This window comes from Sphingomonas sp., from assembly GCF_024508665.1.
Lineage (GTDB): Bacteria > Pseudomonadota > Alphaproteobacteria > Sphingomonadales > Sphingomonadaceae > Sphingomonas.
Window position 1 is genome coordinate 522,550 of the sequence record NZ_JANINP010000001.1, and the last position, 19,871, is coordinate 542,420.

A 19,871-nucleotide genomic window follows, 5' to 3' on the forward strand; every position below is an offset into this window, starting at 1 on the left:
ACCTCCAAGTGGCTTGCGCCGTACGGTGAAATGCTGCCTTGCGGTTGGAAGTCCCATGGGGCAGCGGGAAGCGGGCAGATAAGGTCCAAAGATTACCAAGTAAAGACTTTTTGGACCCGATTTTGACGAGCGGAGATGAAAAGTGACGATCGTAAGACAGCCAACGCGGGCAGGAGTCCGGGACGCCGCCGCAAAGATCGCGGCCATCCTGCCACCGTCGCCGCTTTTTACGCAGGAAATCAACGGCGTGACGATCGCCTTCAAGGCCGAATCGCTACAGCCGATCGGCGCGTTCAAGCTGCGCGGCGCGTGGCATCGGCTGACCGCTTTGGACGATCATCAACGTACGAAAGGCGTGGTCGCCTTCTCGTCGGGCAATCATGCCCAGGGAGTCGCCTGGGCAGCGAAGCGACTGGGCATTCCGGCGACGATCGTGATGCCGTCGGATGCACCCAAGGCGAAGCGCGACGGCACGCTCGCGCTGGGAGCCGAAATCGTCCCCTATGACCGCATGACCGAGGATCGGGTGCGAATCGCCGCGGAGCTGGCCGAAGCGCGTGGCGCGGTGCTGGTACCGAGCTTCGACGACCCCTGGATCATCGAAGGGCAAGGCAGCGCCGGGATCGAGGCACGCCGGCAGATGGAGGCGATCGGGCTGGGCGAACCGACCCATGTGGTGATTCCCTGCGGCGGCGGCGGGCTCGCAGCGGGAATCGCGCTCGGCCTGACCGAAGCGAAGATAACCGTGGTCGAGCCCGAAGGCTGGGACGATATGCGCCGCAGCCTCGAGGCGAGCTGGATCGAGCCTGTCGGTCCCAATCCGCCGCCGACCTCCTGCGATGCCCTGCAGACGCCGGTCGTCTCGCCGCTGACCTTCGAGGTGCTGGCGCGGCGCGACGCCAAGGGGGTGGCCGTCAGCGAGGCGGAGATTCGCGCGGCACAGCGCTGGGCCGCGGCCAAGCTGCGACTGGTCATCGAGCCAGGCGGTGCGGTCGGGTTGGCGGCGCTGCTTGCGGGCAAGGTAGCCGCCGAGGCGGGAATGCTGATTATCCTGTCGGGCGGCAATGTCGATATCGACGCCTATGCCAAGGCGCTGGCTCCCGAACCCGCCGAAACGCCGGCCTTCCCGGCGCTGAGCGAAAGCGAATCATGAGCGGCATGCAGGACATGGCCTATGCCGTCGCGATGATCGCGGCGGCGATCCTCGCCTATTTCGGCGCGCGCTTGTGCCGCCGTGCTGATACGCGGACCAAGGGCGTGCTGATGATCGTTATGGCCATCGTGCTGGTCGGGAATGTGTTGGTTTGGACGTTGTAGACGGCGTCCGAGCCAGACCATCGCTCAATTTTCCCGCGCGCTTTCCAGCCGACCTCTCAGCCCACTTCCCGCCGGAGCGCGTCGATCATGCCCGGCACCGCGGTCAGCCGTGCTTCCTCTTCGTCCAGGATCGCATGGAACGCGCTGCGCTTGATCGCGGCGACGCGTCCCGGCTTCATTCGCACGCGCGGCGGGAGTGCCGAGACGATGATGTCGATCATCCGTTCGGCGCCGTGCAGCCGTCCCCACAGATAGTCGTTCTCGCGATAGGCGCGGCTGAAGAACGCGCCGAAACTGTTGAACTGAATACCTTTCAAGGTCGCTTCAGCGCCGCCGCTGCGGATTGCGGCGGCGTCCTCCGGGGCGATCCGGTCGACCTTGATTGGATCGAATTCGTCCAGCCCTTCTCCCTGCAGCAGCGGCAAGGTCGCAACGTCGAAAAAGGGAAAGCCGAGATAGGTCAGCAAGAGCGGCCGCTTCACGTCCTTCGCCATGCCGGCAAAGGCGGCGGCGAGCTTGGCATCGGTATCGTCATCTAGGTCTTTGAGGTTCAGCGACGCGGCCAGCTTTTCCAGCAATGGCGCGGCGTCGTTGTGCAGGCTGCGCACGTCGCGGCGCAAGGCGAGATGCGTGTCTGTCCGTTTCGCCTCGAGATAAGCGGCGAGCGCGTCGTAGATCGCGTCACGCGCGGCGGTCAGCTGCTCCTCGGATAGATCTTCTTCCAGTTCGGCGAGCCTGCGTGCGACCAGCCTCAGCCGCCGGATACGGAATCCAAGGTCGAACGAACGCAGGAAAAGGATTGCTGATTCACTGGCCTTGCCCGCGAAGGTGAGCCCGCCGTCGCGCGCTCGCACCGCGGCCTCGACCACCTGGCGGATGCGTATGAGGCGGTCGGGCCCGGTCTCGCCTCCAACCGCATGGAGCAGGTTGCTGATCAGGTCGATCACGCCCGCCACCTTGAGATGACCATAGGCCGCATAAGCGTAACCCGACTTCGCGGCCGCGGCATTCTGCGCCTTGATGCGCCAGTTCTTGAGGCGGGTCGCGGTCGGCGAATCCATGAACAACGTATAGTCGAACAGGCTTTCGATCTGCGTTTCGACCTCGGGCCGGATCGACTGCGTGATCGCGCGCATATTCTCGATCCGCTTGCTCCGTTCCTGGATTTCCTCGAGATTGTCGCGGATCGGCTGCTGCCGCGGAATTTCGGAGATTGCGCCGATGATCGTCTGGAAAAATCCCGGCGATTGCGCAGCGGTCGTGCCGAAATGGAAGCCGGCGCCGGGCGAGGGGTCGATATAGATGAACCGGCGGTCGATCTCGCGCCGCGCCGGGCGTTCGCGGAGCGCATCGATCGCCGGGCGGAACGGCGCGTTGACCAGCACCGATCCGTCGATCAGCACCGCGCTGTCGACCGCATTTACCGCATATTGCCGCGGCAATGCACGCTGCAGGAAGGCGTCGCGCGTTGGCCAGGCCATGTCGCGATCCGCCAGCACCTTGTCGAGTTCGGCGATGGTGAAGGGCGGAAAGGCTCCCGGAAAGCTCGACGTGGCGCGCGCGGCGAAGACGAGTTCGGCGGGGTCCGCGAATCCGCCCGTGCCATGGTCGGTGAACGGGATGACTAGGCGATGCTCGGTCTCCAGCACTTCGGGCGGCGAATTGAGCTCGAGCCGTTCGGGATGGCCGCGAAAATCGGTGACGGTAACGAACAGATCGAGCGGTTGCCCGGCGGGTAGCAATCGCCCGTCGCCGCCGCTCTCGGCCATCGCCGCCAGCGCATCGAGCACCAGGTTGGTGAAGCGCTCTCCCCCGAAGGGCGGCTCGAACCAGCGTGAGCGGACGAAATGCGACAGTTTTTTCTCGACTTCGGCGCGCGCTTCCGAATCGACCAGTTCGTCGACCCGCGCCGCGCCACGCCGCTGCGCCATCCAGGCGATTGGCAGCGCCCATGCTTTGGCGAACCGATGCGATGGCGCCGCTTCCGGATCGATCAGTGCCTCGACATCGGCGACGTCGAGCCACAATTGCGTCAGCGGCTCCAGGCTCTGTCCGGTCGCCAATGCTTGCGCCAGGAATACGCCGTTGATCCCGCCGGCGCTGGCACCCGCGACGATGTCCGGTAGCACGCGCAGCCGGATATCGGCATCCTTCTCGATCTCGCTCAGCAAGCCGCAATAGATATGCTCGGTCGATTTGACGTGCGGCGACCGCCCGGAGTGAAAAGCGCGGCTGGCCCGTGCGAGCCGCCAGATCTCCTTGGTGATGCCGTGCATATAGACCGCCAGGCTGATTCCGCCGTAGCAGACCAGCGCCATGCGCAGTTCTTTCTCGCGCGTCACGCCGTCTTCACCGTGGCCCAGATCGGCAGATGGTCGGACGCCCAGCGCGACGCGTGGCTGACATGCACCCCGCAATCGACGATCTCGAGGTCGGGCGAGGCCATAATCCGGTCGAGCCGCCCGACCGGTCGTCGCGCGTGGAAACTCGGCCCGGTCGGCGCGAAGTGAAAACGCGTGCCGAAATCCTTCAGGCAGCCCGAGGCGCGCGTCCATTCGTTGAGATCGCCCATCATCACTGTCGGCAATTGATGCGTACTGGCATCGAGATGCGCGAGGATCGCATCGGCCTGACGCCGCCGCATCAGTCCCGACAGATCGAGGTGCATGCCGACCACCCGGATCGCCTGGCCGCCGACGCGCAGGTCGGCCGTCACCGCACCGCGCGGCTCCAGCGTCGGCAGGTGGATAGCCTCGCAATCGACCACTTGGGCGTCGCGACGGACCAGCAGCACGTTGCCGTGCCATCCGCTCGATAGCGGCCGTGATCCGAATGGCAGGGCCTTCCACGCGCCATGGTCGGACAGATGCTCGGAATTCAGAATCGCCGCACGCCGGCCGAAACGGCGATCGGCCTCCTGCAGCGCGATCACATCGGCATCGATTTCATGCAGCACGGCCATGATCCGCTCTGGACTGCGGATGCGGTCGGTGCCGACCCCTTTGCGGATATTGTAGCTCGCGACCTTGATCATTGGAGTTTGTGTGAACGCCTTCGCCTGGTGCGAGTTGCAATGGACTAGCCCAAATGACCGGCGCGTGTCATCCCGGACGCGCCATGATCGACCAGAGCTCCGCCAACTCGATCGCCGATGTTGTCCGCGTCCGCGCGTTGTTGATTGGTGCGGCCAAGGCAGGCGAGGCGATCAGCTATTCGCACTTGCTGGCGAAATTGGGCCATCGCTTCACCCGGCCCAAGATGCGCGCGCTATGCAAGACGCTCGACGTGATCGACGAGGCCGCGATCGCCGCGGGCGAACCCGAGCTCGCTGTGCTGGTGGTGCGCGAGTCGGATGGCCTGCCGGGCCAGGGTTGGTGGGGTGGCGCGCGGGCATTTGTGCTCGGCTATGATGGCCCGTGGACCGGGCCGAGAGCAATGAAGCTGGTTCGCGAGCAGCAGCAGATCGCATTCGACTATTGGCGGGGTAGAATGCCCTGAGGACATGTCCTGCCGTTCCTTTGCATCGACGCCTTCAAGGGGCGGTTCGCTAGGCAGGATCTACTGTCGCGGGGTTGCTCACTGCTTTCCTGACCAACGCTACGAAACTCTTTCCGTGGCGTACCAATTGGGCCTTGTCGAAGCATGCCTTGGCGCCGCGCTCGATCGCCTCGGTCTCGGCGGCCGATCCCCATGTGGTGTGCGACGATACGACAAGGACCGGGGCGTGCGGATGTCCGGCCAGTTCGTCCAAAAATGCGAAGCCATCGATACCCGGCATTGCGAGATCGAGTATGATTACGCTCGGCACGAACTTGTCGATCATCTCTCGCGCCGCAACGACGCTATCCGCGGATCCCACGACCCGGAAATCTTTCTCGCTTTCCAGTAGTTGCTCGATGATCGCCCTCACCGTGAGCGAGTCGTCGATGACGAGCACATTGAACATGACGTTCTTCCTTCCGGGTTGGAAGGTATAACGCCTCAGCAGCGAATGAGTGGCGCACTGCCACGCCCTTCTCCAGCGCGCCCGGCCGAGTGGACCAGAAAAATTTCCCGGAACCGGCACTTCGATCCGATCGGGCATCCGATCACATGTGGGGCAGTCACGTTCGCATATCGGAGATGGACGGATGAATTTTCGCGCCGCAATGGCCTTGAGCTTGGCCCTGACGCTCGCGTTAGGTCTGCCGGCTGGGATCGGCCGCGCCGCCGACACGGCCGCAGTGCCGCAGGCGCCGCGCGACGGGTCGCACGATTTCGATTTTGCGCGCGGCGTCTGGCACACCCACATCACTCGCGTGCTCGATCCGTTCGACGGCGGAACTCATATCACCACGTCCGACGGCACCAAGACCGCTATGCCGATCTGGGGCGGCCGCGGCTGGATCGAAGAACTCGACGTCGACGGCCAGGACGGACATTGGCAGGGAGCGACGGTCTTTCTCTACAATACGAAGTCCCGCCAGTGGAGCCAGTCGTATATCGACAGCGACACCGCCGAGGTGGACACGCCCGGGATCGGTGAATTCAAGGACGGGCGTGGCGAGTTTTACTCGACCGGCAAATACAAGAATCGCGACGTCCTGGTGCGTGGAATCTGGTCGGACATCACACCAGATTCACATCGTTACGAGATATCTTACTCGCAGGACGGCGGGCGCACCTGGGCTGCCGTTTTCAAGGCCTATCTGACCCGGTTGAAATAGATCGACAGGATAACTCTGCTCATGGTTTGGACGGCCTACCGGGGGGAGCAAACTACAGTGCGCGCGCTTTAGCTGTCGCCCCAGAACCCCGGTCGCGGTGCACTGAGTTTCCCGGCGACGCATTCAACCCCGCCCTCGCGATCGTGCGCGAGCCATAGCGGTCCGTCGAGATCGGCGAACACGCTGTCCACCGCGATCATCAGCGCCGGCGCGATCGACAGCGAAGAGCAGACCATGCAGCCGGTCATCAAGTCAAGTCCGCGCCGACGCGCTTCCTGCGCCAGCTCGAGCGCGGCGGTCAGGCCGCCGGCTTTGTCGAGCTTGATGTTCACCACCCCATAGCCATCGGGCAGCGCCGAGAGGTTCGACGCTTCGTGCACCGATTCGTCGGCAGCAATAGGAATTGCCGAGACGAAGCCGGTGAGCGCGGCGTCGTCGGCCGCCGGCAGGGGTTGTTCGAGCAGGTCGACTCTCAGGTCGAGCAGCAATTGTTGCAGCGACCGCACGTCTTCGATCGTCCAGCTCTCGTTGGGATCGACGATCAGGCGGGGCAGGGGCGCCGCATCGCGGACCGCGCGCAATTGCGCGGCGGGATCGCTGCGGTCGACCTTGACCTTGATCAGCGGCACGTCGGCCAGCGCCGCCGCCGCCACGCGCATGCGGTCGGGCGTGTCGAGCCCGACGGTCATCGCCGTCGCGATCGGACCAATCGGCTGCTTCAGACCGATCATTGTCGCGACGTCGCTACCGGCGAGGCGCGCCTCCAGATCCCAAAGCGCGCAATCCACCGCATTGCGGGCAGCCCCAGCCGGCATCAGCCGCAACAGCTCCTCGCGCCCCGCGCCGCTTTCGAGGGCGTCGCGCACCGCGTCGATCGCGGCGATCGTGCTGTCTATCGTCTCGCCATAGCGTGGATAAGGCACGCACTCGCCACGCCCGGCGGCGCCTTCCTGTTCGATCCGCACGGTTACGACCTCAGCGGCGGTTTTAGTCCCGCGCGAGATACGGAACGGCGTGCTGAGCGGGAAGGTCTCGGGTTGGATCGTTATCGTGCGGTGCATGATGGCGATCAGGCGGTCTGCTTGGCGCCCGCGCGGGCAGGTTCGCCGAGCAACGTGTCGAGAATGGCATCGACGCCGAACCGGAACGGATCGGAACAGGGGAGATTCGTCTGGTCCGCGGTCCGGGCGCACAGCGCGCGCGCCTCGTCCTCGGGCAGGGCGGAAGTGTTGAGCGCGATGCCGACGGCTCGCACGTTCGGGCTGGTCAGTCGGGCTACCTGGAGGTTGGCGGCCAGACACTCCGCGATCCCGGGCAGGCCGAAATGCGGCAGGCCGCGCATATGCTTGCGCACCGGGTCGTGGCACATCACGATCGCGTCGGGCTGGGCGCCGTGCAGCAGGCCGGTGGAGACGCCCGCGAAGGACGGGTGGAACAAGGATCCCTGGCCCTCGATCAGATCCCAGCCGCCGTCGGCCCGAGCGGGCGACAATTGCTCGATCGCGCCCGAAATGAAATCGGCGATCACCGCATCGAGCGGCACGCCGCTCCCCGCCACTAGAATGCCGGTCTGGCCCGTGGCGCGGAAATCGGCCTTGATGCCGCGCTCGGTCAGCGCCCTCGTCAGGCACAAGGTGGTGTACATCTTGCCGACCGAGCAATCGGTGCCAACGGTCAGCAGGCGGTTGCCCGCGCGCGGCTTGCCGTTGCCGACCGGAATGCCCGGCTGCGGGTCGCGCACGTCATGCAATGCGCGGCCGAGCAGCCGCGCCGCCTCGACCAGTCGCGGTTCGTCCTTCAGGCGCTGGTGCAGGCCCGAGGCGATGTCGAGCCCAGCCTCCATCGCGGCGATCGCGTCGGCAACCATGTCCTCGCCCAGCGTGCCGCCGGCATTGGCGACGCCCAGGATCAGCGTCTTCGCCCCGGCAGCGGCCGCCGTCTCGAAATCCATTCGCGGCAAGTCGAGCGTGAGCCGGCAATCGTCGTGGCGGAACTCACCCACGCACACTTCCGGTCGGAACACGGCCAGCCCGCGCGACGTCTTGATGCCGGCATGGTCGTTCGAGTGACCGAGATACAGAAGGTAAGGCGTGGCGATCATGTCGGTTCGGCTGCAAATTTCGAGGGAGAACAAACTGTATCGCCGCGTCCGGATCAGCCCCAATATTTAACGCCACGGCCCCTATAGCGTGGGGCTATAGCTTATCGATCACGTCCGCCAGAAGCTCGAGGAATTCAGAGGCAGTGTGGGTCGGCGGGCGGTCCTGCATATAGACGGCGTTGATATCGAAGGTGATCGCGGGCTGGAGCGGGCGCGACGCGAGTCCCGGCGCGATCGAGGCCTGCGCGGTGAAATTGTCGACGATCGCCATGCCGACGCCGGCGCGGACCAGAGCGGCGGCGACATAATAGGTTCGCGCCGACACGACTTCGTCGAGTACGACGCCCAATTGGCTCAACTCGCTCGACAACATGCGGCCGATCGGCCCAGACTGGACGGGGCTGATGAATTTGTGCTCGCGCAAGTCGGAGAGGTGAACCCGGGACGGCGCATCGGGAAAATCCTCCTCGCGATAGAGCACGACCAATTCGCCTTCGCCGATCACCTGATGCCCGACCGGCGCGGCTGGGGGCACCTCGTAGCTGATCGCGATATCGGTCTCGCGCTCATACAATTTGCGCACCATTTCGTCGTGATGGAGCGTCTGCAGGTCGAACAGGATATCCTCATGCCCGCGCAGGAATTCCGCGACCGCGTCGGGAATCGCGCCCAGGCCCAACGAGGGGAGCGCCGAAATGCGCAACAGGCTGCCCCGGCCGAGCCGCATATTATGACACGCCTGGCGCAGCGATCGCACGCGGTCCTGGATCTCCGACACCTCCCCGAACAGCGACCGGGCATCCTGTGTCGGGATCAGCCGGCCGCGAGCGCGTTCGAACAGCGGCAGGCCGATCGAATCCTCGGCATGCCGGAGCACCTTGGTGACCGAGGGTTGCGAGACGTTGAGCGAGCGCGCCGCGGCGCTGACCGTGCCGTGCAGATAGACGGCGTGGAAGACTTCGAGCTGCCGCAGGTTCATGTCTTGGCCCTCTTGATACCCGCGTCGAAAACGCCGGTCATCGAACACCGCGTTGGATTTGCTCGTCATTGCGACGGCGGCGCCCGCTAACGGCCCGGGAATGGCGCGGTTTCCCCCAACCTATTCCCTAAAGCTATGGATTGCAAAGTCCGCCCGGAACCGGCCCCGAAAAGAGGAGGGGCGCCGCGCGACTTTCGGATCACGGGCGCCCCAGGGGAGGGACTCTAGGTCAGCGCAGCTTGATGCGAACGCCGACGCGGAAGGTACGTCCGAGCATATCGGAGTAGGTGGTGTTGGCGGCCAGGCCGGTTTCGGGGACCAACAACGGCCAGCGATTGAAGAGGTTGGTCACGTTGACGAAGAACTCGGCATCGGACGTGTTGTTGACCTTCACGCGCTGCGTCAGGTTGAGATCGACATAGAACAGGCCCGAGACATGGTTGTTGTCATAGGTCGGGTAGTTGGTGGTCGAAACCGGGCAGCTGGTCGAGCACTCGATGCCGTTGGAGGCATATTTGCCGGAACTCACCCCGCGCGCGACAGCGGTGATCGATGTGGTCGGGAAGTCGAGCGTGCCGCTGAAGTGGAAGATCCAGCTCGGCGTGCTGCCCTGGCCGCCGTTCACGCCCGCGGTGTTAACGACGACCGATCCCTGAACGCCGGTGTAGAGCAGATTGTCGAGATAGTTGGTTGCGGTGCCCCGCAGGGTGAAGCTGGTCGCGCTTCCAAGCGGCACGCGATACGCTGCCTCGAAGTCGATACCGCGCACCAGTTGCCGCGAGAAATTGAACGGCTGGGTACGGAATAACAGCTTCGATGCATTGGTCGGATCGACGGTATAGCCGGCGCAGAAGTCCTGGTTGCCCAGCGAGCAAAGGTTGATGATGTCCTGTGCGCCGAACGATCCGATCGCATCTTTGATCTCGATGCGGAAATAGTCGACCGACGCGTTGAAGCCGGGCAGGAACCTCGGCGTGAATACCGCACCGATATTCCAGGAGTCCGACTTTTCGGGCTTCAGATTGGGGTTGCCGATGACCGTTGCCGAATAGGCATAGGTGGCCGGGCCCTTCGACGGATCGTTGGCATCGTAGAAGGGGTTGCGAACCGAATCGCTGTTCGAACCGCCGGACTGATACAGGTCGCTGAGATTGGGCGCCCGAATGTCACGCGAACGCGTGATGCGGAAACGGATATCCTTGATCGGCTGCCAGGTAGCACCTGCCTTCCAGGTCGTGACATAACCTGCGGTCGAATAATCCGTCGCGCGTACCGCGCCGTTGAACTCGAGACCCAGGCCGAGGGGCACGACGGTTTCGAGATAGGCTTCCTTCACATTGTATCGGCCGTTGGTGGGCAGATAGTTGCCGACCGACCAGCGGTTGGTGGTGGAGATCGCCACTCCGTTCGCATCGCGGTTGATGATCGGCTGATATTGCTGCGGGACGGAGCCCTTGATGCTCTCTTCGCGCCATTCGGCGCCGACCGAGACGCTGACGTCCCCTGCCCAAGTGGCGAACGGCGTTACCGCCAGGTTGAGCCCCGCGACCTTCTGCTCGGCGATTTCGTTACGCTCCGGATTGCCCAGGACGTAGGAGAAAGCAGCCGGGTTGGCGACACCGATGCCGAGCCGGTTGAGCGGGATGCAACCATTGGTCGGATTGGTCAGCGTCGACCGGCACACGATCGTTCCCGCCGCGACGCCGAGCGCGTTGCCGGCCGGTGCGAACACCGCGTCGGTCGCGTTCAGCATATTCTGCGTGTTCATGATGTTGGTCAGCTGCTCGCGCATATCGGCGCGACCATATTGGGCATAGACGTCCCAATGTGCGTCCTTGCCGAATGCCTGGAACTTGCCGTCGGCACCGATGACGTAGCGCTGGACCTTGCGCTCGTTGTTGACGCCACGATAGGGCAGGTCGGCGGCGGTGGTCGCGACCGTCACGCCGGTGATGCCGGCAAGCTGCGCCGCGCCGAGTTCCTGGATCAGATAGGCGTTATCCGGCTTGTAGGCGATGCCGGTGGACAGGTTGGGGCCGGCATTGAACACCGACTTGCCGCGATTGTACGATCCCTCGAAATAGATTTCGGCATTGTCGGTGATGTCGTAGCTCAACCGGCCGAAGACGCCGTAGCGGTTCTCTTCCGGCATCAGGCCGATGCGGCGGCCCGAATCGTTGACCTGCCAGTCGCCGCCCTGAGTGAGGGAGGGACCGGACGCTCCGGTTATCGCCGGATAGGTCAGCGCACCGAACTGATAGTGATTCACCGAGCCGCCCTGGCCGAAATAGATGCCCCGCAAGCTGTTAGCGGTGGTTCCGGTCGATCCGGTGATGAGACCGCCCGGCGTCGAGTTGGCAGCACCAACTTGGCGCAATGTGGTGAGATATTGCGGTGCCGTGGTGCTGTTGGTCGACCAGGCAGGGTTGGTGATGCGGACATAGCCGGTGGCGTTCCAGGCGCGATCGACGTTGAAGATGCCGTCCTGATGCGCAAGCTCGCCGTTTACGACGACATGCCCGCGGCCGCCCGCGAACGACGTGCCGGCCGTGATGGTGAACCGGTAATTGCTGCCGTCGCCATACGTCGTGACGCCGCTGTCGGCCGAGACCTTCAGGCCTTCATACTTCTTGTCGAGAATGAAGTTGACCACGCCCGCAACTGCGTCCGAGCCATAGGCCGCCGAGGCGCCGCCGGTGACGACCTCGACGCTCTTCACCAGGCCTTGCGGGATCGTGTTGATGTCGACGATGTCGTTGACCGTCGAACCGACCGAGCGGCGGCCGTCGATCAGCACCAGCGTCCGTGTGCCGGTGGACGAATTATCCAGGTTGCGGAGATTGAGCGCGTTGATGCCCGCTTGGCCACTGCTGAGGTTGAGGCGAGAGTTAGCCGGCCTGGTCGAGCCGGCCAGCGCGGGAAGCGTATTGACGAAGTCGGCCAGATTGTTGGTCGGCGACTGCGTCTCGATCTCTTTCTGCGTCAGCACCGTCAGAGGTTGCGGCGACTGAAATCCGCTGCGCACGATGCGCGAGCCCGTGACGACAATGTCCGAACCGTCGACCGGCGCCCCAGCAGACGCATCCTGCGGTGTCGCCTGGGCATCCTGCGTCGCCGCCGGAGCCGCTTGCGCAAAGGCCGGAGCAGCGTGGACGACAGCCAGCGCCGTCATGGCGATGCCCACCGCGTAACGGCGGTCGATCCGCGGATGAATACGCCCGAAAATTGACATTCAAACAACCCCTTTGGCTTGCGATCGGGCCAATATGGAGGAACTCCTCCGACGCGTGGCGTCGAGACCCGATTTCGTAGCTTGGACCATGTGGCTGCCGACCAGCCCATGTATTCCACCTGCATTTGTCGGCGGGACGTACCGGAGAGCCGATCGGCTTGCTCCCGCCATCCCTGCCTTTTTGGAGGCGACCGTCCACTGTGTTGCGGAAACATGTCACTTCCGAGACGGGACGTTACAGGGCGCCAAAAAGGGGTCAATAGAAGCGGGGTTACTATGATTTTGCTTGGGTATAGCCCGGGGGAATAGGGTTCGCGGCAGGTGCCGATAACCCAGGGCTATAGGCCATGCCCGGCTTGCTATGCATTTTGCCTAACCGGCTGCGATAGGGTCTCGATTCATGACGATAACGATTGGGTGATGACGATTGGGGCCCTTGATGATTCAACGTCGCGCGTTCCTGTTGAGCTCGGTCGCGATGCTCGCTCTACCCGGTGCGAACATGGCCCACGGCGTGACTAAGTCCGGTCCTGAGCGCGGCCGCACTATCCGTCTGGTCGGTGCGCGAGCGCCGATCGAAATCCTCGAGGATGCGATGGGCGTCCCGCATATCCGCGCCAAATCCAAGCATGACGCCTTCTTCGGCCAGGGCTATGTCGTCGCGCGCGACCGGATGTTCCAGGTCGACTGGGACTATCGCCGCGAGCTCGGCCGCATGGCGGAAGTGTTCGGCCCGCGCTTCGTCACCGCGGATCGGGCAGCGCGGCTGTTCCTCTATCGTGGTGACGTCGACGCCGAACTCAAGTCGCTGCCGCCGGAAGTGTTTGACTGCGCGCGCGGTTACGTCGCCGGGATCAACGCGCGGATCGACGAGCTCGAGGCCGATCCCAGCCAGTTGCCGCTCGAATACGGCATATTGGGCATCACGCCGCTGCGCTGGGATGTGCGCGACCTCGTTCGTCTGCGCGGGGGCGGGATCGGCGACGTCGACGACGAGGTGCGCCACGCACAGCTCCAGGCGCGCGGTCTGCTGGAATATGACCGGTTCATGGATCCGCTGCGCCCTGCCTGGCAGTTCACCGTACCGGAGGGGCTCGATTGCTCGGCGGTCAGCGAGGCCGATCTCGGCATCCTGCTCGAAGGCTCGGCCCCGTTACCATTCGGCCAGAAGATCGCCGCGTACGACCGCGACATCGATCGCATCGACCGTATCGCGCAGGGCAGCAACGCCTGGACCGTCGCCGGCAGCCGCACCGCGACCGGCCGGCCGATCCTTGCCAACGACCCGCATCTCGGCATCGGTGGACTCAGCCCGCGGCATATCGTGCATCTGACCGCACCTGGCCTGGACGTAATCGGCGGCGGCGATCCCGGCCTGCCGGGCATCATGCAGGGTCATACGGACCGTTTCGCTTTCGGTCGGACCAACTTCCATATCGACCAGACCGACCTGTTCATCCTCAAGACGCGCGAGGACGATCCCGAGCAATATTGGCACAACGGCCAATGGAAGCACTTCGAGACTGTCGAGGAGGAGATCGCCGTCAAGGACGCGCCGGCCGAGCGTGTGACCTTGCGCTATTCGCAAGGCCGGCCGGTCATCTCCGAGGACCCGTCGCGTCACCGCGCGGTCGTGCAGGCGAGTGTCGCGCTATTGCCTGGCGCGAACATGCGGTTCGCGATCATCGCGATCAATTTGGCGCACGATTGGGCGTCGCTACGTCAGGCGCTCAAGATCCACGTCTCGCCGACCAACCATCACTACGCTGACATTCACGGCAATACCGGATGGCAGGCGAGCGGGTTCACCCCCAAGCGACCCAAGCATGACGGTTTGTTCCCCGCGCCGGGGGACGGCAGCTATGACTGGACCGGCATCCTCTCGGTCGAGGAAATGCCCAGCAGCTATAATCCCAAGGCGGGCTGGTTCGCCTCCGCCAATCAGATGAATTTGCCGTCCGACTATCCGTATCGCGAGCGCAAGATCAGCTTCAGCTGGAGCGATTCCTATCGTTATGACCGCATCGCCGAGGTGCTGGGCAGCCAGCCGAAGCATCGTGTCGAGGATAGCGTCGCGCTCCAGCACGACGTGCAATCGCTGCCGGCGCGCGCGCTGGTAAAGCTGCTGCCAACGACCCTTTCGCCCGAAGCGGCGCCGGCGGCGGCGCTGTTGCGGCAATGGAATTGCGGTATCGCGGCGGATAGCGCGGCGGCACTGCTATACGAACAGGTCATGCCGGAACTGTCCTCGGCGTTTCGCGACCTCGTCATCCCCAAGGCGGCGCGCGATCTTCTCAAGACGATGAACCTGTCGGAGATGCTGCGCTCGATCGCCAATCCCGATCATTATCTCGGCGACAATCCCGTGGCGGCACGCGACGCATTGCTCGACCGGGCGCTGGCGGCAGGATGGGCCAAGGCGGTCAAGCTCGCCGGTCCCGATCCGGCGCAATGGCGCTGGGGCGACCTGCACCAGGTATCGATCGCGCACCCGCTATCCGCATCGCCGGCGATCGCGGCGGCTTTCCCCAAGATCGACGGCGGTCGGTCGGGCGGCGACAGCTACACCGTGATGGCGCGTGGCGTGAACCTGGGGCGCAAGAGCTTCAACGTCATGCACGGCGCGAGCTATTTGCTCGTCGCCGATGTCGGCGCCTGGGATAATAGCCGCGTGCTGCTGCTGCCTGGTCAGTCGGCCGACCCGCGTTCGCCGCACTACCGCGACTGGTATCAGGATTGGCTGGCGGGCGACATGCAGCCTTTGTGGTTCAGCAAAGCGGCGGTGGACGCACATGCGGTGACACGGACAACCGTCACGCCGGCGAAGGGGTAAAGATCCTCACCGTGCCGGGGAGGAACTTCGATCAGTCTATCACTTCCGCGCCTTCAATGTCCGCGCGAAGAATGTTTCGGTAGCGCGATAGCTCGCCAGCCAGTCGCCATAGCGGAAGAATTCATGCCGCTCGTTCGGCAGGCTCAATTCCTCGAACGGTACGCCGCGCGCGGTCAGTTCTCGCGCGAGCAGCAGCGATTGGTCATGGTCGACATTCTTGTCGTCGTCGCCATGGACGATGAGCACCGGCGATCGCCAGCGCGCGATCGATCCCATCGGCGACGACTGCCATTGCAGTTCGCGTGCTTTTAGCTCGGCATCGGGTGACAGTGACGGATCGCCCGAACGAACCAGCGTGTGTACGCCGTGAAAGTCCGCGCCGGCGGCGAACAGGTCGCTGTTACGGGCAAGCGCCAGCGCGGTGAGATAGCCGCCCCAGCTTCCGCCCCAGATGCCGATGCGTTTGGGATCGACATCGGCCTGCTTCGCCAGCCACTGGCCGCCGGCGAGCACGTCGCGATATTCGGACGCGCCGCCGCGGCCGGTTTCTGCCGCCTCGCGAAACGCGCGGCCGTAATTGGTGCCGCTGCGATAATTGACCGACAGGACCGTATATCCCAGCGCCGCGAACTGCTGATTGCGGACATAGGCGTTCGAATAATAATGCATCGGGTTGAACCCCGGCAGCATCTGGCGGCGCGGCCCGCCATGGACGAAGATCAGGGCAGGGTGCGGACCAGGTCCCTTTCCGCGGAACAGCTGGCCGTGGACCTGCAAGCCGTCGGTAGCCGTGAAGATGATCGTCTCGGGTTTGGCATAGGACGAGGCTATCGCGACCGGACCGAGCGGTTTCATGCCCTCGACCAGCACCATATGTGCAGGTCGCTGGGCATCGGTCGCGGTTGCGGCCAACCGGTCGCCGCCGAAGACCGGGCGAAAGATGAAGGCATCGTCTTGTGTCAGCTGAGTGGGCTTGCTGCCCGCGATCGCGGTCCGCCAAAGCTGACGTGCGTCTAGATTGCCGGCATTGGCGGCATAGACGATCGCCTTGCCATCCGGCGTCGGTGTGAAATTCTCGACCTCGTTCGCGTCGGGAGTCAGGTCGCGCGGCGCGCCGCCGTTCGCGGCCGCCACCGCATAGACGTGCATCCAGCCGGTCCGCTCCCACGGAAACAGCAGGTGGCCGGACGCGGTCCAGAACAGATTGCGCCCGCGCGTTCCCGCGAACTGACCGCCTTTGCCGTTCGGCGCCGTCCAGACTGTGCGGACGATGCCGCTCGCAATGTCGGCCACTCGCAGGGACCAGAACGAGGCAGCGCTGTCCTTCAAGTCCGCCGGCGGATCACGATACTGGATGAACGCGACTTGGCGGGCGTCTGGCGAGAAGATCGGATCGCTCGATTGCCCCAAAGTCGGCCCGAGATAGCGGATCGCGCGCCGCTCGACGTCGAGCAGGCCGATAAAGCTGTGACCCTTGCGTTGTTCGGTGAACAGCAATTGCCCTCCGTCGGGCGACCATTGCAAGTCCTCGACCGAGCCGGCGAGGGTGGCGAGCCGGCGCGCGGCGGCGTCTCCGCTCCACAGCCAGATCTCTCCCTTGCGCGTATAGGCGATGCGAGTGCCATCCTGGCTGAACGCTGCGCCATGGCCTAGTCCGACCTTGACCGGAGCCTCCGCTCCCGCGACGTCGGCGACGAAGATCGCCTGCTCGGGTGCTTCGGGGGCAGTTCCCGTATTGGGCGCGCTCGCCTCGGGAAATTCGGCGTCCCCGCCGCGCACGAAGAGCAAGCGGCGGCCGTCCTGGCTCAGCTGTGGTTCGGAAAGTTCGATGCCCTCATCGCCGGTATAGGTGGTGCGCGGATGAGCCGGGGTGTCGGGCCCGCCAATCCAGACATTGCGCGCACCGGCCTCGTCCACGATCCAGGCAAAGACCGGTGCCCGGCGCGCGCCGGTCAGGTCGCTGGCGAAGGGCAGCGCGAGATTGGCCGCCAGCGCATCGGCGGGCTGGGAATTGCGAGGCTCGGATTGTCCTCCGAGCGCCGGCGTGGCGGCAACGGAAAGAACGAGCAATGCGGAGGCCAGCCAGGCGGGGTGCATCTTCATCCGCGCAGGCTAGGGTCAGAAAAACGTTCCGGGCAAGCACCGGATTCGCCGCTTATGCCGGACGGTTATGGCTTTCGTTTGCGGAGATATGGGCGACCTGGCGTTGACGGCGTAGTGCCTGGTGCAAAAGCGAGAGGCCGTGCTCGATCTCGGGAAGGTCGACCACGCCGTAACCGAGCACGATGCCGCGCCGTTTTGGCGAGCCGAGATGGTAGCGATCGAGTGTGTGGATCTTGACGTTGCTCGCGAGCAGGCTGGCGGTCACCGCTTCGATATCGACGCCATCTCGCGCCAGCGCCGAGATGTGCATGCCATAGAGTGGCGGGACCGGATCGAGCCATTCGCCGAGCCGCTCAGCCATGAACGACATGATCAGTCGCCGCCGCCGGTCGTATATGCCGCGCATCTTGCGGACATGACGCGCGAGATATCCGTCGCCGATGAACCCGGCCACTCCCAACTGGGTCGGGATCGGGCAATGCCAGTCCAGGCAATTCTTCGTAGCGACTAGCGTCCGCATCGCCCAGGGCGGAGCGATGATGAATCCCAGCCGCAACGAAGGTAGCATGGATTTGGAAAAGGTGCCGACATAGAAGACGAAGTCGGCGGCGTCGGTGGTCCTCAATGCCTCGATCGGGCTGCCTTCGTAGCGGAATTCTCCGTCATAATCGTCCTCGACGATCACCGCGTCATGCGCGCGAGCGAAGGCCGCGAGATCGGCGCGGCGCCGTGGGGACATGGTTACGCCGATCGGGAATTGGTGCGACGGGCAAACGCAGATGATGTTTGTGTCCGCCGGCAGTCGATCGACGAGGAGTCCTTCCGCGTCGACCTCAATGGGGACAATCGTCGCGCCCGCCGCGGCGAAGGCGACGCGCATTGGCGGGTAACCGGGATCCTCGATCGCAACGACGGTCTTGCCAGGCGTGACCAGTGTCCGGGCGAGAATGTCGAATGCTTGTTGCGCGCCCGCCGTGACGAGCGCATCCTGGGGACGAGCGGATACCGCCCGGGTCAGCGCGATATGGCGCACGATCGCCTCGCGTAGCCGGTAATTGCCCTGGTGGCCCTGAGCGCTCTTGAAGCTAGGCGGCTGGTTTTCGAGCTTCCGCAGTTGCTTGACGCTGATCTGCCGGAACACGTCCATCGGGAAGAGCCGGGCGTCGATCATCGCGGGACGAAAATCGATCGTGGCGCTCTTGTCGTCGCGCTTACCCGCGACCGGTTCGTCGCGCCAGAATCCGATTGCCGCGCGCGTTTCCTCGCTCAGCCAGAAGCCGTTCAACCTGGGATCGTCATTCGCCGCGTCCGGCTCGGCATCGAAGGGGGGCGCCATCGGCAGCGCGTCGACGACATAGGTCCCCGATCCAGGCCGGCTGACCGCATAGCCGTCGTTGATCAGCCGCTCATATATGTCGGTCGCGGTGTTGCGGGACACGCCGAAGAACTCGCTCGATTGTCGGGTGCCGGGCAAGCGCGCGCCGAGCGCCAAGCGGCCATCGATAATGGCGGCCTTCAACTGCTCATAGATGCCGCGCGTCGAATTGCGCGTGCCGCCACGCTCCAACCGCAACTCGAACAACGGATTCATCCCAGCCTTTTGCCGGACTTGGCCAAGTGGACCAACCGCTTTTGTCCCGACCGGCCCTCAATTCCCGGTCCGCGCCGGGATAGTTGCGAAGGGGGTTCATCGGATACAACCGGAGGCTATCGGCACGTTGGCGCAACCGTTCGGCGAACTGGATTGGCAGTGGGATTGGCGGCGTTGCGCGCCGCAATTCACCGACATGCCGATCAGTTCATCTTCAAGTTCGGGCGGCCTCTACGCTAAAGGAAGTCGCACCTGGCGCGCGGATCGTCCGAAGTCGACCGAAGGCATGGAGAGTTTGGATGTGGAAATTGGCAATGGGCTGCGCCGCGTTTCTTTGTCTCGCGGCTCTGGGACAGGCTGGCAGCGCCCAAACGATCGCGCCTGCCGCACAGGCTCCTGCCGCGACAGCGCCCACGCTCCCTGACGGCGAGCACGATTTCGACTTCGAGATCGGCGTGTGGAAGACGCATTTGTCGCGCCGCCTGCATCCGCTGACGGGATCGCAGACCTGGGTCGATTATGACGGTACCACAACCGTCAGGCCCGTCTGGAATGGCGCCGGAAACCTGGTCGAGCTTGTCGTCGATGGACCGGCCGGCCATTTCGAGGGTCTGTCGCTACGGCTCTACAACCCGCAGACCCGGCAATGGGCGCTGAACTTCGCCAATCGCAACGACGGGCAGATCGTGGCGCCGACGATCGGCGGCTTCCGCGAGGGCCGCGGCGAATTCTATCAGCAGGACACGCTCAACGGCCGCGCGATTTTCGTGCGCTTCATCATCACCAGGCGATCCAAGGACGCGATCCACTTCGAACAGGCTTTCTCCGCCGACGGCGGCAGGACCTGGGAAGTGAATTGGATCGCCGACGATACCCGCACGCCATCCTGACGCCCACGCACGCCATATTGGATGGTGCCGGTTGCAGGAATCGAACCCGCGACCTTCGGTTTACAAAACCGCTGCTCTACCAGCTGAGCTAAACCGGCCCTCACTTGCTGGCTCCCATG

The 19,871-nt window shown here is 64.3% G+C and carries 15 protein-coding genes and 1 tRNA gene; 6 read left to right on the forward strand and 10 right to left on the reverse strand.

Annotated features, from left to right (window positions below):
* Window positions 1-142 precede the first annotated feature (142 nt).
* Together Q0L25_RS02400 and Q0L25_RS02405 are read left to right on the forward strand one after the other, a co-directional pair.
* A complete protein-coding gene (locus Q0L25_RS02400; protein ID WP_296611315.1) occupies window positions 143-1,153 on the forward strand; it encodes a threonine/serine dehydratase in 1,011 nt (336 codons plus the stop codon).
* Window positions 1,150-1,317: a hypothetical protein gene (locus Q0L25_RS02405; RefSeq protein WP_296611316.1), complete on the forward strand. Its 168-nt coding sequence runs from the start codon at window positions 1,150-1,152 to the stop codon at window positions 1,315-1,317. The genes Q0L25_RS02400 and Q0L25_RS02405 overlap by 4 nt, the downstream gene beginning before the upstream one ends.
* 56 nt (window positions 1,318-1,373) lie before the next feature.
* On the opposite strand, the gene Q0L25_RS02410 is transcribed toward Q0L25_RS02405, so the two are convergent.
* Window positions 1,374-3,635: a patatin-like protein gene (locus Q0L25_RS02410; protein ID WP_296611413.1), complete on the reverse strand. Its 2,262-nt coding sequence runs from the start codon at window positions 3,633-3,635 to the stop codon at window positions 1,374-1,376.
* A gap of 20 nt (window positions 3,636-3,655) precedes the next feature.
* Window positions 3,656-4,351: an endonuclease/exonuclease/phosphatase family protein gene (locus tag Q0L25_RS02415; RefSeq protein WP_296611317.1), complete on the reverse strand. Its 696-nt coding sequence runs from the start codon at window positions 4,349-4,351 to the stop codon at window positions 3,656-3,658.
* A 53-nt stretch (window positions 4,352-4,404) separates the two neighbouring features.
* Between Q0L25_RS02415 and Q0L25_RS02420 the strand changes: the two genes are divergently transcribed.
* Complete coding sequence (locus Q0L25_RS02420) at window positions 4,405-4,815, forward strand: ribose-phosphate pyrophosphokinase (protein WP_296611318.1); 411 nt, start codon at window positions 4,405-4,407, stop codon at window positions 4,813-4,815.
* Between the two features lie 49 nt (window positions 4,816-4,864).
* On the opposite strand, the gene Q0L25_RS02425 is transcribed toward Q0L25_RS02420, so the two are convergent.
* Entirely contained in the window at window positions 4,865-5,263 is a 399-nt protein-coding gene (locus tag Q0L25_RS02425) for a response regulator (RefSeq protein WP_296611319.1), read from the reverse strand.
* A 184-nt stretch (window positions 5,264-5,447) separates the two neighbouring features.
* On the opposite strand from Q0L25_RS02425, the gene Q0L25_RS02430 reads away from it, so the two are divergent.
* Window positions 5,448-6,023, forward strand: coding sequence for a hypothetical protein (locus Q0L25_RS02430; RefSeq protein ID WP_296611320.1), 576 nt, complete (start codon window positions 5,448-5,450; stop codon window positions 6,021-6,023).
* A gap of 68 nt (window positions 6,024-6,091) precedes the next feature.
* Here Q0L25_RS02430 and dgcA read toward each other — a convergent pair whose 3' ends face one another.
* The 4 genes from dgcA to Q0L25_RS02450 all read right to left on the reverse strand — a co-directional run bounded on the left by dgcA (window position 6,092) and on the right by Q0L25_RS02450 (window position 12,335).
* Complete coding sequence (gene dgcA / locus Q0L25_RS02435; RefSeq protein ID WP_296611321.1) at window positions 6,092-7,084, reverse strand: N-acetyl-D-Glu racemase DgcA; 993 nt, start codon at window positions 7,082-7,084, stop codon at window positions 6,092-6,094.
* An 8-nt stretch (window positions 7,085-7,092) separates the two neighbouring features.
* Complete coding sequence (gene dgcN, locus Q0L25_RS02440) at window positions 7,093-8,124, reverse strand: N-acetyltransferase DgcN (RefSeq protein ID WP_296611322.1); 1,032 nt, start codon at window positions 8,122-8,124, stop codon at window positions 7,093-7,095.
* Between the two features lie 94 nt (window positions 8,125-8,218).
* Window positions 8,219-9,103: a LysR family transcriptional regulator gene (locus Q0L25_RS02445; RefSeq protein WP_296611323.1), complete on the reverse strand. Its 885-nt coding sequence runs from the start codon at window positions 9,101-9,103 to the stop codon at window positions 8,219-8,221.
* A 229-nt stretch (window positions 9,104-9,332) separates the two neighbouring features.
* The gene (locus tag Q0L25_RS02450; protein WP_296611324.1) at window positions 9,333-12,335 is read right to left on the reverse strand and encodes a TonB-dependent siderophore receptor; all 3,003 of its coding nucleotides are present in this window, start codon (window positions 12,333-12,335) and stop codon (window positions 9,333-9,335) included.
* 439 nt (window positions 12,336-12,774) lie between these two features.
* Here Q0L25_RS02450 and Q0L25_RS02455 point away from each other — a divergent pair, with 439 nt between their 5' ends.
* Entirely contained in the window at window positions 12,775-15,168 is a 2,394-nt protein-coding gene (locus tag Q0L25_RS02455; RefSeq protein WP_296611325.1) for a penicillin acylase family protein, read from the forward strand.
* Between the two features lie 39 nt (window positions 15,169-15,207).
* Here Q0L25_RS02455 and Q0L25_RS02460 read toward each other — a convergent pair whose 3' ends face one another.
* Both Q0L25_RS02460 and Q0L25_RS02465 read right to left on the reverse strand, forming a co-directional pair.
* Window positions 15,208-17,271 (reverse strand): prolyl oligopeptidase family serine peptidase, encoded by a 2,064-nt coding sequence (locus Q0L25_RS02460; RefSeq protein WP_296611326.1) that lies wholly within the window; start codon window positions 17,269-17,271, stop codon window positions 15,208-15,210.
* A gap of 52 nt (window positions 17,272-17,323) precedes the next feature.
* Window positions 17,324-18,862, reverse strand: a complete 1,539-nt coding sequence (locus Q0L25_RS02465) for a PLP-dependent aminotransferase family protein (RefSeq protein WP_296611327.1) — start codon at window positions 18,860-18,862, stop codon at window positions 17,324-17,326.
* 299 nt (window positions 18,863-19,161) lie between these two features.
* Here Q0L25_RS02465 and Q0L25_RS02470 point away from each other — a divergent pair, with 299 nt between their 5' ends.
* Window positions 19,162-19,752, forward strand: a complete 591-nt coding sequence (locus tag Q0L25_RS02470; RefSeq protein WP_296611328.1) for a hypothetical protein — start codon at window positions 19,162-19,164, stop codon at window positions 19,750-19,752.
* 22 nt (window positions 19,753-19,774) lie between these two features.
* Here the strand turns inward: Q0L25_RS02470 and Q0L25_RS02475 are convergent.
* Window positions 19,775-19,850, reverse strand: a tRNA-Thr gene (locus tag Q0L25_RS02475).
* Window positions 19,851-19,871 lie beyond the last annotated feature (21 nt).